Annotated in this window: 11 protein-coding genes and 1 pseudogene; 6 read left to right on the top strand and 6 right to left on the bottom strand. The window is 75.2% G+C overall.

The features are described 5' to 3' along the window. From RF644_RS12495 to RF644_RS12520, 6 genes and pseudogenes are all read left to right on the top strand, one after another. Positions 1–825, top strand: a pseudogene (locus RF644_RS12495) (pyruvate dehydrogenase (acetyl-transferring), homodimeric type); the annotation flags it as partial. A 111-nt stretch (positions 826–936) separates the two neighbouring features. Further along, positions 937–2,211, top strand: coding sequence for a PucR family transcriptional regulator (locus RF644_RS12500; RefSeq protein ID WP_368796744.1), 1,275 nt, complete (start codon positions 937–939; stop codon positions 2,209–2,211). 78 nt (positions 2,212–2,289) lie between these two features. Beyond that, positions 2,290–3,204: an ACP S-malonyltransferase gene (locus tag RF644_RS12505; protein ID WP_095650538.1), complete on the top strand. Its 915-nt coding sequence runs from the start codon at positions 2,290–2,292 to the stop codon at positions 3,202–3,204. Positions 3,205–3,315: 111 nt separating this feature from the next. Next, entirely contained in the window at positions 3,316–4,383 is a 1,068-nt protein-coding gene (locus tag RF644_RS12510) for a beta-ketoacyl-ACP synthase III (RefSeq protein WP_035929841.1), read from the top strand. Positions 4,384–4,591: 208 nt separating this feature from the next. Next, on the top strand, positions 4,592–4,837 hold the full coding sequence (locus RF644_RS12515; RefSeq protein ID WP_017833742.1) for an acyl carrier protein: 246 nt from the start codon (positions 4,592–4,594) through the stop codon (positions 4,835–4,837). Between the two features lie 111 nt (positions 4,838–4,948). Continuing rightward, a complete protein-coding gene (locus tag RF644_RS12520) occupies positions 4,949–6,208 on the top strand; it encodes a beta-ketoacyl synthase (RefSeq protein ID WP_017833743.1) in 1,260 nt (419 codons plus the stop codon). A gap of 153 nt (positions 6,209–6,361) precedes the next feature. Here the strand turns inward: RF644_RS12520 and RF644_RS12525 are convergent, their stop codons facing one another. The 6 genes from RF644_RS12525 to RF644_RS12550 all read right to left on the bottom strand — a co-directional run bounded on the left by RF644_RS12525 (position 6,362) and on the right by RF644_RS12550 (position 12,861). Then, a complete protein-coding gene (locus RF644_RS12525; protein WP_031283140.1) occupies positions 6,362–6,865 on the bottom strand; it encodes a DUF3145 domain-containing protein in 504 nt (167 codons plus the stop codon). A gap of 309 nt (positions 6,866–7,174) precedes the next feature. Further along, positions 7,175–8,125, bottom strand: a complete 951-nt coding sequence (locus tag RF644_RS12530) for a tyrosine recombinase XerC (protein WP_368796745.1) — start codon at positions 8,123–8,125, stop codon at positions 7,175–7,177. 9 nt (positions 8,126–8,134) lie between these two features. After that, on the bottom strand, positions 8,135–9,343 hold the full coding sequence (gene dprA / locus RF644_RS12535) for a DNA-processing protein DprA (protein ID WP_368796746.1): 1,209 nt from the start codon (positions 9,341–9,343) through the stop codon (positions 8,135–8,137). A 65-nt stretch (positions 9,344–9,408) separates the two neighbouring features. After that, positions 9,409–10,980 carry a YifB family Mg chelatase-like AAA ATPase gene (locus RF644_RS12540; protein ID WP_368796747.1) on the bottom strand — a complete coding sequence of 524 codons (1,572 nt, stop codon included), beginning with the start codon at positions 10,978–10,980 and terminating at the stop codon, positions 9,409–9,411. Between the two features lie 165 nt (positions 10,981–11,145). Then, complete coding sequence (locus RF644_RS12545) at positions 11,146–12,318, bottom strand: hypothetical protein (RefSeq protein ID WP_368796748.1); 1,173 nt, start codon at positions 12,316–12,318, stop codon at positions 11,146–11,148. Between the two features lie 174 nt (positions 12,319–12,492). Further along, a complete protein-coding gene (locus RF644_RS12550) occupies positions 12,493–12,861 on the bottom strand; it encodes a YraN family protein (protein ID WP_368796750.1) in 369 nt (122 codons plus the stop codon). Positions 12,862–12,936 lie beyond the last annotated feature (75 nt).

Below are 12,936 nucleotides of genomic sequence, written 5' to 3' on the forward strand. Positions count from 1 at the left end.
TTCATCATCGGGGCCACCGCCGGGCGCACCACGCTCACCGGCGAGGGCCTCCAGCACGCCGACGGCCACTCGCCGCTGCTGGCCGCGACCAACCCGGCGGTCATCCACTACGACCCCGCGTACGGCTACGAGATCGCCCACATCGTCCGGCGCGGCCTCGAGCACATGTACGGCACGGGCGACGAGGACCACAACGTCATGTACTACGTGACGGTCTACAACGAGCCGTACCAGCAGCCGGCCGAGCCGGAGGACGTCGACGTCGAGGGCATCCTCAAGGGCATCTACCTGCTCAAGCCCGCCGAGAACGAGGGGCCCCGGGCGCAGCTGCTCGCCTCCGGCGTGGCCGTGCCGTGGGCGCTCGAGGCGCAGAAGCTGCTCGCCGAGGACTGGGGCGTCTCCGCCGACGTGTGGTCGGTGACCTCGTGGGTCGAGCTGCGCCGCGACGGCCTGGCGGCCGAGAAGGAGGCGTTCCTCAACCCCGGCGACGGGACGCGGACCCCGTTCGTGGCCCAGCAGCTGGCCGGGGCCACGGGCCCGGTCGTGGCCGTCTCGGACTTCAGCGCGGACCTGCCGGACAAGATCCGCCAGTTCGTCCCGAACGAGTTCGCGTCCCTGGGCGCCGACAGCTTCGGCTTCTCGGACACCCGCGCCGGCGCCCGCCGGTTCTTCAAGATCGACTCCCACTCGATGGTGGTCCGTGCCCTGGAGATGCTCGCCAAGCGCGGCGAGGTCGACTGGCGCGCTCCCGGCGAGGCGATCGAGAAGTACTCGCTCAAGGACGTCACCGCCGGCACCTCCGGCAACGCGGGCGGCGACGCCTGAGCCGAGCCCTCCGGTGCACCACGGCGCCCCGCCCACCCGCGTCCGGGTGGGCGGGGCGCCGTCGTCGTCCCCGGGCCCGGGGCGGCGATCCGGTGCTCTAAGCTCGGAGGCATGGCTGGACAGGACGGGAACACCACGACGCGCTGGCTGCGCCCCTCGCGCAGACGGTCCACCGACCGGCACCGTCCCGTCGCCCCTCCCCACCCCAGGACGCTCGAGAACCTCAAGGCCAACCTGGGCGCGATCTCCACGGTCGCGACCCGTCGGCTCGAGACGGACCTCGGCTGGTTCGAGGAGCTGCGCGCCGACGAGCGCTCCGAGCTGGGCCTCGTGGCCCAGCGGGGCATCTCCTCGTTCGTGCGCTGGTACGAGGACCCGGAGGAGCCCCTGTGGGTGCTCACCCAGGTCTTCCGGGGCGCCCCCACGGACCTGACCCGCTCCATCTCCCTCCAGCACGCCCTGCAGCTGCTGCGGATCGTCGTGGACGTCGTGGAGGAGAAGGTCCCGGAGCTCGCCAAGCACCACGACGAGGCCGCGCTGCGGGAGGCCGTGCTGCGCTACTCGCGGGAGATCGCCTTCGCCGCCGCGGACGTCTACGCCCGCGCCGCCGAGAACCGCGGGTCGTGGGACGCCCGGCTGGAGTCCCTCGTGGTCGACGGGATCCTCCGGGGGGAGCACTCCGACGCGCTGCGCTCCCGCGTCGCGGCCCTGGGCTGGACCTCGACGGGCCCGGTCACCGTGCTCACGGGCTCCGCGCCCGAGGGCGCCGGCCCGTCCACCGTGGCCCGGCTGCGCAGGCTCGCCGGCCGCCACGCGCAGGACTCCCTCGTCTCCATCCAGGGCGACCGGCTCGTGCTCATCCTCGGAGGGCTGTCCGACCGGGACCTCGCCCTCGAGAAGCTCGCCGCCGCGTTCGGGCCGGGACCGGTGGCCTACGGCCCGGAGTCCCCCACGGTCTTCGCGGCGGGACGCGCCGCCCGGCTCGCCCACGCCGCCCTGTCCGTGGCGCCGGCCTGGCCTGCGGCGCCCCGCCCGGTGCACTCCGAGGACCTGTGGCCGGAGCGGGCCATGGCCGGGGACGAGAGCGCGCGCGCGGCGATGGTCGAGTCGGTCTACCGCCCGCTGACGCGCTCCGCGACCGGGCTCGTGGAGACCCTGTCCGCCTACGTCTCCGTCGGCCACTCCCTCGAGGCCACCGCCCGGGAGCTGTTCGTGCACGCCAACACGGTGCGCTACCGGCTGCGCCGGATCAGCGACCTCACCGGCTGGGACCCCCTGGTCCCCCGCGACGCGTTCGTGCTGCACTGCGCCCTCGTGGCGGGCCGGCTCGCGGACTCGTGCGCCCCCATCGACACCTCCGCCCCCGCCGTGGGACCCGTCTTGTAGCATCCCTACAAACACCGCCGCCGGGCTTGGTGGCCTCCGGGCCACCGCGCGGGGGCCCATCCTTGCGAAGCTGTAGCGGTGATCGCGATCGTCTGCCCCGGACAGGGCTCCCAGAAACCCGGCTTCCTCACCGAATGGCTCGCCCTCGACGGCGTCCGCGCCCACCTCGAGGAGCTGGGCGAGGCCGCAGGACTCGACCTCGTGCACTACGGCACCGAGGCCGACGAGGACACCATCAAGGACACCGCGGTGGCCCAGCCCCTGATCGTGGCCGCGGGCCTCGTCGCGGGCCGGCTGCTCGGCGACCGGATCGGCCCCGGCCGGGACGACCTGGTCTTCGCGGGGCACTCGGTGGGTGAGATCACCGCCTCCGCCCTGGCCGGCGCCCTCACCGAGGCCGACGCCATGGCCTTCGTGCGCACCCGGGCCAACGCCATGGCCCGGGCGGCTGCCGCCGTCCCCACTGGCATGAGCGCCGTGCTCGGCGGCAAGGAGGACGAGGTCCTCGCCGCCATCGAGGCCGCGGGCCTGACGCCCGCCAACGCCAACGGGGGCGGGCAGACCGTGGCCGCCGGCACCCTCGAGCAGCTGGCCGCCCTCGCCGCGGCCCCGCCGGCCCGCGCCCGGGTGATCCCCCTCAAGGTGGCCGGCGCCTTCCACACCGAGCACATGGCCCCGGCCCTGGAGCCCCTGCACGAGCTGGTCCCCCGGCTCTCGCCCGCCGACCCCGTGCACCCGCTGCTCTCCAACGCCGACGGCGAGCCCGTGAGCGGCGGCGCCGCCAACCTCGAGTCGCTCGTGGCCCAGGTCTGCCGGCCCGTGCGCTGGGACCTGTGCACGCGGACGCTCCTGGAGCGCGGCGTCGAGCAGCTCGTCGAGCTCCCGCCGGCGGGCACCCTCGTCGGCCTGGCCAAGCGGGGCATGAAGGGCGTCCCGGCCCTGGCCGTGAACTCCGCGGCGGAGCTGGAGCAGGCCAGGAGTATTCTTGACTGACGTCCGCGCGCGCACCTCGTGCGCCGCCCGTCCCGAGGCCGGAGCAGCCGTTCCGCCCCGCCCAGCCGGCCCGTCCGTCCCGCCCGGCCGCACGAAGGAGCAACGACCCCTGTGGTGACCCTGAAGCAGCAACAGACCAACGCGCACTCCCGGATCCTCGGCCTGGGCGTCTACCGCCCGGACGTGGTGGTGACCAACGACGACGTCTGCCAGTGGATCGAGTCCTCGGACGAGTGGATCCAGCAGCGCACCGGCATCAGGACCCGGCACCGCGCCGCCGAGGATGTGAGCGTCCTCGACATGTCCGAGCACGCCGCCCGCGAGGCGCTGGCCGCGGCCGGCATCGAGGCCTCGCAGCTCGGGGCGGTCATCGTCTCCACGATCTCCTTCCCCTACCTCACCCCGTCCGCCGCCGCGGCCCTGGCGGACCGCCTGGGCGCCACCCCGGCACCGGCCTTCGACATCTCGGCGGCCTGCGCCGGCTACTGCTACGGCGTCGCCCAGGCCGACGCGCTCGTCCGCTCGGGCGCGGCCGACTACGTGCTGGTCATCGGCGTGGAGAAGCTCTCCGACGTCATCGACAATACCGAGCGCTCCATCTCCTTCCTGCTCGGCGACGGCGCGGGCGCCGTGGTCATCGGCCCCTCCGACACCCCCGGCATCGGCCCGTCCGTGTGGGGCTCCGACGGCTCCAAGTGGGACGCCATCCGGATGACCCACCCGCTCACCGACATCCGGGCGGTGGAGCAGGGGCGCGAGCGGGCCCAGTCCCCCGACCTCCTCGACCCGGAGACCGGCGCGGTGCGCGAGGACGCCACCCTCTGGCCGACCCTGCGCCAGGACGGGCAGACGGTCTTCCGCTGGGCCTCGTGGGAGGTCGCCAAGCGCGCGCAGGAGGCCATGGACGTGGCCGGGGTGCGGCCCGAGGACCTGAGTGCCTTCATCCCCCACCAGGCGAACATGCGGATCATCGACCAGATGGCCAAGACGCTCAAGCTCCCCGAGTCCGTGGTCATCGCCCGGGACATCGCCGACTCCGGCAACACGTCCGCCGCGTCCGTGCCCCTCGCCACGCACCGCCTGCTCGCCGAGCACCCGGAGCTGTCCGGGAAGCTGGCGCTGCAGATCGGCTTCGGCGCCGGCCTCGTCTACGGGGCGCAGGTCGTCGTCCTCCCCTGACCGCCGCCGGCACGCGGACCGGGCCCCCGGGGTCCGGCCCACGTGTCGGTGCCGCCGCGGGGCCCTGCGAGTCGTCGTAGGGTTGAACCGCACACCCGATGTCCCCCGGTCCGGGCCCACGGCCCGACCGGGACAGATGCACCCGGCACCTGCCCGGGGCGCACGTCACCACCGGCTGCTCCGGCAGCCGCAGAGAAAGGAAGCCACCATGGCGAGCAAAGAGGAAATCCTGACCGGCCTGGCCGAGATCGTCAACGAGGAGACCGGCCTCGAGACCGAGGCCGTCCAGCTGGACAAGTCCTTCACCGAGGACCTCGACATCGACTCCATCTCGATGATGACCATCGTGGTCAACGCCGAGGAGAAGTTCGACGTGACCATCCCCGACGAAGAGGTCAAGAACCTCAAGACCGTCGAGGACGCCGTCAACTTCATCGACAACGCCCAGGCCTGATCCGGCCGGTCGGTGCGGGGCGCGGCGGACCGCAGGATCCGCCGCGCCGCACCGACCCGCGACCGGGCGGGCCGCCCGCCGCATCACCCCAGGACACGAGGAAGTGCAGTCATGACCCGCAAAGTAGTCGTCACCGGTCTCGGTGCCACCACCCCGATCGGTGGCACCGTCCCCGAGCTGTGGCGCAGCGCCACCACGGGCGTCTCCGGTGTCAGAGCCATCGAGCACGACTGGGTGGACACCTACGATCTGGGCGTGCGGATCGCCGCGCCCGTCTCGACCCCCGCCAGCGAGGTGCTCTCCCGGGTCGAGGCCAAGCGTCTGGACCCCTCCGGGCAGCTGTCCGTCATCGCCGCCCGCGAGGCGTGGGCCGACGCCGGCTTCTCCGGCAACAACGCAGAGACCTCCGAGGAGGTCGACCCGGACCGCTTCGCCGTGGCCTTCGGCACCGGCATCGGCGGGGTCTGGACCCTGCTGGACGCCTACGACACCCTCCAGAAGCGCGGCGCCCGGCGCGTCATGCCCCTCACCGTCCCCATGCTGATGCCCAACGGCAACGCGGCGGCCGTCGGCATGGATCTCAAGGCCCGGGCCGCGTCCATCACACCCGTCTCCGCGTGCGCCTCCGGCACGGAAGCCTTCTACCAGGGCATGAACCTCATCCGCTCCGGCAAGGCGGACCTCGTGGTGGTGGGCGGCGCCGAGTCCGCGATCCACCCCGTGACCATCGCGGCGTTCGCCTCCATGCAGGCGCTGTCGAAGCGCAACGACGAGCCGGAGCGCGCCTCCCGCCCCTACGACACGGCCCGCGACGGGTTCGTGATGGGCGAGGGCGCCGGTGCCGTGGTCCTCGAGTCGGAGGAGCACGCCCGCGCCCGCGGCGCACGGATCTACGCCGAGCTCGCCGGCGCCGGCCTCACCTCGGACGCCTACCACATCACCGCGCCCGACGAGGAGGGCCGCGGGGCGGCCCGCGCCCTCGCGGAGGCCATGGAGACCGGTGAGTTCGGTCCGGCCGACGTCAAGCACGTCAACGCCCACGCGACCTCCACGCCCAAGGGCGACGCCCCCGAGGCCGGCGCCCTGCGCCGGGCGTTCGGCTCGGCGGTGGACGACATGTGCGTCTCGGCGACCAAGTCGATGACGGGCCACATCCTGGGCGGCTCGGGCGCCGTCGAGGCCGTGCTCACCGTGCTGGCCGTCCACCACCGCACCGCGCCCTGCACCATCAACCTGGAGAACCAGGACCCGGAGATCGATCTCGACGTCGTCACCGACGCCCGCGACCTTCCCTCCGGGGACTTCGTGGCCGTGTCCAACTCCTTCGGCTTCGGCGGCCACAACGCGGTCGCCGCGTTCCGCACCGTCTGAGCGCGCGCCCGCCGCGCCCGCAGCGTCGGGCGCAGCACGTCCGGGCGCGGACTGTTCGGACGCACGCAGGAGGGCCGTCCCGCTGATCGCGGGACGGCCCTCTTGCGCGCTGCGGGCCCCGTGCCCCCGGAGGCGGGGCGGGGCCGCGGGGGCTCAGCCGACGCGGTGCAGCCAGCGCACCGGGGCGCCCTCCGCGGCGTGCCGGAAGGGCTCGAGCTCCTCGTCCCAGGCCTCCCCCAGGGCGAGGGAGAGCTCGTTGATGACGAGCAGCGGGTTGCCGGCCGCCGTCTCGTAGGCGTAGCGGATCCGGTCCTCGGAGACCATGATGTTGCCGGCGGCGTCCGTGGTCGCGTGGAAGATCCCGAGGTCGGGGGTGAAGGACCAGCGGGCGCCGTCGTGGCCGCGGCACGGGTTCTCGGTGACCTCGAACCGGAGGCGGCCCATCGTGCGCAGCGCCGAGGCGAGGAGGGCACCGGTCCCCGCGGGTCCGGACCACTCCAGCTCGGCGCGCACGGAACCGGGCTCGGCGTTCTGCTGGGTCCACTCGAGCTCCGTGCGCTGGCGCGCGACCGACTCCAGCGCCCACTGGATGTGCGGGCACAGCGCTCGCGGAGCCGAGTGCACGTAGAGCACTCCGCGCGTGGTGGGTGCAGACATGACCTGTTCCTCCGTCGTGTAGGTACGTCTTCCCCAACGCCCTGCACGGAAGCGGTCCCACCCGTCGGGCCGCGGCGAGCGTGCCGCGACCGGACGATGCTGTTGTCCGGGCTCGCGTCCCGCCGCGGGGATTCGAGGCCCACGCGGCGTCCGGTCGCCCGGGTGCCGCACCCGTCGTTCCGGCCGGCTCCGAGCGTGTTGCCGTGTCCGGAACGTCGAGTACAATACGTCACTCATTCAACTGCAAACATTCCACGGGCGTCAACCCGGGACGCCGTGTTGCTCCGCGATCCTCCGCCCCGGCGCACGTCAGGCCCGGGGGTGGGCCTGTCGGTAGACGGTTCCCAGGCGGTCCACGGAGACGTGCGTGTAGATCTGGGTGGTCGCCACGGAGGCGTGCCCCAGCAGCTCCTGCACCGTGCGCAGGTCGGCGCCGCCGTCCACGAGGTGCGTGGCCGCCGAGTGGCGCAGGGCGTGCGGACCCCGGGCGGCGGTGTCGGGGACGGTGCCGAGCTCCCGCTCCACGACGCGCCGGACCTGTCGGGCGTCGATCCGGCCGCCCCGGGACCCGAGGAACAGCGCCGGCCCGCTGCCCGCCGCGGCCAGCACGGGCCGGCGGGCCAGCCAGAGCTGCAGCGCGTCGTCGGCGGGGCGGCCGAAGGGCACCGTGCGCTGCTTGTCGCCCTTGCCGATCACCGTGAGGACGCGGCGGGAGCGGTCGACGTCGTCGACGTCGGCACCCGTGAGCTCGCCCACCCGCGCACCCGTGGCGTAGAGCAGCTCGAGGAGGGCGCGGTCCCGGGCGACGAGCGCGCCCTCTGCCCCCGCGGTTCCGGGCTCGGTGGAGCGGGCCGCGAGATCGTCCAGCAGCTCGCGCATCCCGTCGGCGGGCACGACGTCCGGGAGGTGGCGCCGGCGGCGCGGGGCGACGAGCCGCAGGCTGGGATCGGCGCCCACCAGGCCGGTGCCGGCGGCCCAGCCGAAGAACCCGCGGACCGACGCCGTCCAGCGGGCCATGGACGAGCGTCCCGCCCCCTCGGCGTGCCGGGCGGCCAGCCAGGCCCGGAGCATCTCCAGGTCCACGGCGGCCGGCGCGGCGATCCCGTACCGGGCGTGCAGCCAGGTGAAGAGGGCGCGGAGGTCGCCCGTGTAGGCGTCCACGGTGCGGGGACTGCGCGCCAGCTCGTGCACCAGGTGGTCCGTGTACCGCTCCAGGGCCCGGACCACGGCCGTGGGCAGCGGGGCGGCGTCGGAGGTCATGCGGCGATTCTAGCGGCGGCGCCACCCCTCCCCCGCCCCCTCCGCCAGGCCGCGCTCCTCGAGCCGGCGCAGCCCGCCCAGCACCTCGCGGACGGACAGGCCGGCGACGCGGGAGAGGTGGTCCGGGCGGCTGCGCACCCTCAGTGGCAGCGCGTCGAGGAGCACGCGGTCCCGGTCCGAGAGCCCGTCGACGACGGAGGCCGGGGCGGGGCGGTCGGGCACCGGCGCCGTCCCGAGGGGCTGGACGAGCTCGAGCACCTCGTCGACGTCCGTGACCAGGACGGCGGTGCCCTCCCGCACCAGCCGGTGGCAGCCGGCGGAGGTGCCGGCGTGGACGCTGCCGGGCACCGCGCCCACCGGGCGGCTGAGCCCGTCCGCGTGGTGGGCCGTGTTCTGCGCTCCGGACCGCCACCGGGCCTCGACCACCACCGTGCCGGCGGAGAGGGCGGCGATGATCCGGTTGCGCTGGAGGAAGCGGTAGCGGCTGGGCGTGCACCCGGGGGCGGCCTCGGCCAGCAGCAGCCCGGCGGCCTCGACCCGGTGGAGCAGCTCGTGGTTGCCCGGAGGATAGAGGCGGTCGATCCCGCACGCCATGACCGACACCGTGGGCGGGTGCGCGGTGCCGGTGGCCAGCGCGGCCGAGTGGGCGGCCTGGTCGATGCCGTGGGCACCGCCGGAGACCACCGTCCAGCCGCGGGCGGCCAGGGCGCCGGCGATGTCCAGGGCGACCTGCCGGCCGTAGGTCGAGCAGTCCCGGGAGCCGACGACGGCGACGGAGCGGGCGGCGGGGAAGCCGAGGAGCCGCCGGTCGCCGCGGCCCCACAGGCCCACCGGCTGGAACAGGCCCAGGTCGGCCAGCGCCGCGGGCCAGTCGGGGTCCTCGGGGATCGCGAACCACGCTCCCGCCCGGGCGGCGATCCCCAGGTCGGCGGAGGGGTCGAGGTCCGCCGCCCGGGGGGCCCAGCGGGCCAGGGCGCGCCGGAGGTCGACCTGCCGGGGACCGTACCCGGCCTCGGCGGCCGCCCGCACGAACGCCGGGTGCTCCCCGGCGCCGATGGGGCGCGTCCCCGTGGCGATCTCGAGCGCGGCGACCGGTCCGAGCGCCGCCAGCAGCAGCATGGCGGTGGCGTCGGTCGGCTCCACGAGCCGGGACAGCCCGGCGCGGGCCAGCAGCAGCGGGTCGTGGCCGGAGCGTGTGCCGGGCGGGGCGGAGTGCATGGCGGGCCTTCCTGTCGCGGACGGGTCGGACTGGACGGGACGGGACGGGGCGGATGCGGCGGCGCTCAGGCCGGGACGAGGGAGCGGAAGTACAGCGCGGTGTCGACGTCGTCGAGCACCGGGACGCCCCGGCCCTCCAGATCGGCCAGCGTCCAGGCGACCCGGAGCACCCGCTGGTGCCCTCGGGCGGTCAGCGAGCCCCGGTCCATGGCCCGCTCCAGCGGGGCGGTGACCGGGCGCGGGGGACGCAGGGCGCCGTGCAGGAGGCTGCCCCCGAGCTCGGCGTTCGTGCGCAGCCCGAGGCCGCGCAGACGCTCCGCCTGGGCCGCCCGCGCCCGGGCCACGCGCACGGCGACCTCCGCCGTGCTCTCCCCCTGTCCCGCCCCGGCGGCGAGCTCGCCGTAGGAGACCTTCGGCACCGCGATCTGCAGGTCCACCCGGTCCAGCAGCGGACCGCTCAGCTTGCCGAAGTAGCTGCGGCGCATCCGTGGGGTGCACGTGCAGTCGGCGCCGCGGCCCCCGGCCTGCCCGCACGGGCAGGGGTTCGCCGCGAGCACCAGCTGGAAGCGGGCCGGATAGACCGCCGAGGCCGTGGACCGGTCGATCACGACCCGGCCGTTCTCGAGGGGCTGGCGCAGTGCGTCGACGACCCCGCGGTCGAACTCGGGGGCCTCGTCGAGGAACAGGACGCCGCGGTGCGCCCGGGAGGCGGCACCCGGGCGCGGGATCCCGGACCCGCCCCCGAACAGGGCGGCCGCCGAGGCGGTGTGGTGCGGCGCCTCGAACGGAGGGCGCCGGATCAGGGCGGTGCACCGCCCGGCGGCCCCGTTGAGCGAGTGGACAGCCGTCACCTCCATCGCGGCGTCGTCCTCGAGGTCCGGCAGCAGGCCCGGGAGCCGCTCGGCGAGCATCGTCTTGCCGGATCCTGGTGGGCCCACCATGAGCAGGTGGTGCCCGCCGGCGGCGGCGATCTCCAGGGCCAGGCGCCCGTCGGCCTGCCCGGCGACGTCGGCGAGATCCGGTGCGGCGCGGGCTGCGGGGTGGGTCGCCGCGCCCTCCGTCCCGGGCAGGCCCGGCGCTGCCCCACCGGGGACGGACCCGGCAGGTGCCGGCCGGCACAGACCGGCGGGATCGGCGCCGGCGCCGGCGAGCACGTCGGCGAGGCAGCTGAAGCCCTCCACCCGTGCGCCGGGGACCAGCCCCGCCTCCGCCGCGTTGGCCGCCGGGACGACGATCCGATCGTGCCCGGCGCGCACGGCGGCCATGACCGCCGGCAGGATGCCGCGCACCGGCCGCAGCGCCCCGTCCAGGCCCAGTTCGGCCAGGAAGACGGTCCGCCCGGTCGCGGGCACGTCACCGGCGGCCTGCAGGGCGCTCATCACGATGGCGAGGTCGAAGAGGGATCCCCGCTTGGGCAGCGTCGCGGGGGTCAGGTTGACCGTGAGCTTGCGAGGGCTCAGGGGCATCCCGCTGTTGCGCGCCGCCGCCCGCAGCCGTTCCCTCGCCTCGTTGAGCGCGGCGTCCGGAAGCCCCACGATGGAGAAGGCGGGCAGGGTCTGCCCGATGTCCGCCTCGACCTCCACCATCGACCCGTCGAGCCCGATCAGGGCCACCGCCCAGGTCCGTGCGAAGCCCATCAGCACACCCCGGTGGCGGGCGCGACGGGATCCCGGGGGCAGTGCCCGGGGACGGGGAACGTAAGGGAACGACGACGGTGCATGGGAACCTCCTGGTCCCCAGACTGCGCCGTGCCGGCGGAGCGCGGCGGTGCCGCCCGCCCGACGGTGGACAAGTCCCGCGGCTCAGGCCAGTTCGGCCCCGCCGGGGAGCGAGGGTAACGGCCCGGGCGTCGCGGCCGGTGACGGAGCGCCCGTGGAGGCCGTGGGGGTGGGCGTCGCCGTGGGGGACGGAGCCGGCAACGGGGTGGTGGTCGAGGCCGACGGCGCGGGCGTCGGCGTGGGTTCCGGGCGCGGGGGCCAGTTCCAGCGCCTGGAGGTGCTCGGCGAGGGCGAGGCCGACGCGCCGGCGGTGGGCCCCGGGGTGGGGACCTCGCCCCTGTCGGGGTTCTCGGCGGGAGGCATCGTCTCCTCCGGCGGTGGGGTGACCGGGGGAACGGGCGGCGGCGTGGGCTCCGGCGTCGGCTCCACGGGAGGGACGACGGGAGGGATCACCGGGTCCACCGGCTGCTGGGGGTTCGCCGGTTCCACCGGCGGCTGCGGCGCCGCCGGCTCGGGCTCGGGGGCCGGTGCGGGTTCGGCCGGCACCGGCGCGGCAGGCACGCGAGGCGGCTGCGCGGCGGGACGGGCGGGTTCGGGTGCCGCCGGTGCCGGCGCCGGTTCCGCCTCGATCCGCTCCCGGGGCGCCGGCTTCGGCACCCCGGCCCGGTACTGGCGCTGCTCGGGCCCGTGCCCGACCGGGGCAGGGTCCTGTGACCGGTCGTTGGGGTACGGGGACAGCTCGATGTCGTCGAAGGTCTTCGGCAGCCTCTCGAAGTCGCCGACCATGAGCTCCCGGCCCGTGGCGCCGACCGGGACGGCACCGGTGTACTGGGCGATCAGCTCGTGCGTGCGGGCGTCGAGCCGGGCGCCCTCCTGCGGGTCGAGGGGGGAGCCGTCAGCGCCCCAGAAGCCGCCCTCCCCGGAGCGGTTGGGGTCCCAGTCGGAGAGGACCTCGGCGACCGGCTCGAACGGGAACTGCCCGCCCTCGTGGCTAATCACCTTGAGGTCGTCGATCTGGACGGTGCGGGTGCCCTCGGTGTTGTCGATGTGCAGCTCCACGTAGACCACCGGCTCCACGTTCAGGTCCCGCCGCAGCTGCTCGACGTCGTCGTCGGGGGCCGGCACGGTGGGCAGGTCGAAGGTGATGACCGCGCCCTCGTCGGTGGTGAGGGCGTACGGGCCCGGGCTGAGACCGCTGGGCGCGGTGGTCACGGTGCCCGGCTGCGCGATCGCGTCGGGCTCCGGGGCCTTCAGCACGCCGCACCCGGTGGCGGTCAGCGCGACAGCCGCCGCGAGAGCCGCAGCGCGTCGTGGAGCGGCGAGCGGTCCCGCAGCGACCACAGCACACCTCCGTCGTTACTCCCGGTCATCGACGGTTCAACATTGGCACGTCGCACGAGGCATGTCACGCGGGCCCGGGCGCGCCGCGTCTCATTGGATCTGCCGCAGGACCTCGATCTCCGGCCCTCCGCCGTGTGCGAAAGTAATTGCAACGGCATCGACCCTGACCACCCGGGGGTCGCGGTCGTGGGCCCGCGCCCAGGCGGCCGCCAGGCGGTGCAGACGGACGATCTTCTGCCGCGTAATGGACTCGAACGGATGCCCGTACCGCAGGCTCGAGCGGGTCTTCACCTCGACGACGACCACGCAGCCCTCGTGCTCCGCGACGAGGTCGGCCTCCCCCCGCAGTCCGTCCCGGGAGGGCCGTGCGCGCCAGTTGCGCTCCAGAACGCAGTACCCCCGCGCCTCGAGGTGGGCGGCCGCCAGCAGCTCGCCGCGCGCGCCCAGTCCCTCGGACACGGGACACCTCCCTGCTCGGCGGCGCCGTCCCGGCGGCGGCCGGTCGGGTGCCCTCATCATGCGCCCCGCCGGTCT

It is taken from the genome of Kocuria sp. CPCC 205258 (genome assembly GCF_040981005.1).
Classification (GTDB): domain Bacteria; phylum Actinomycetota; class Actinomycetes; order Actinomycetales; family Micrococcaceae; genus Kocuria; species Kocuria rosea.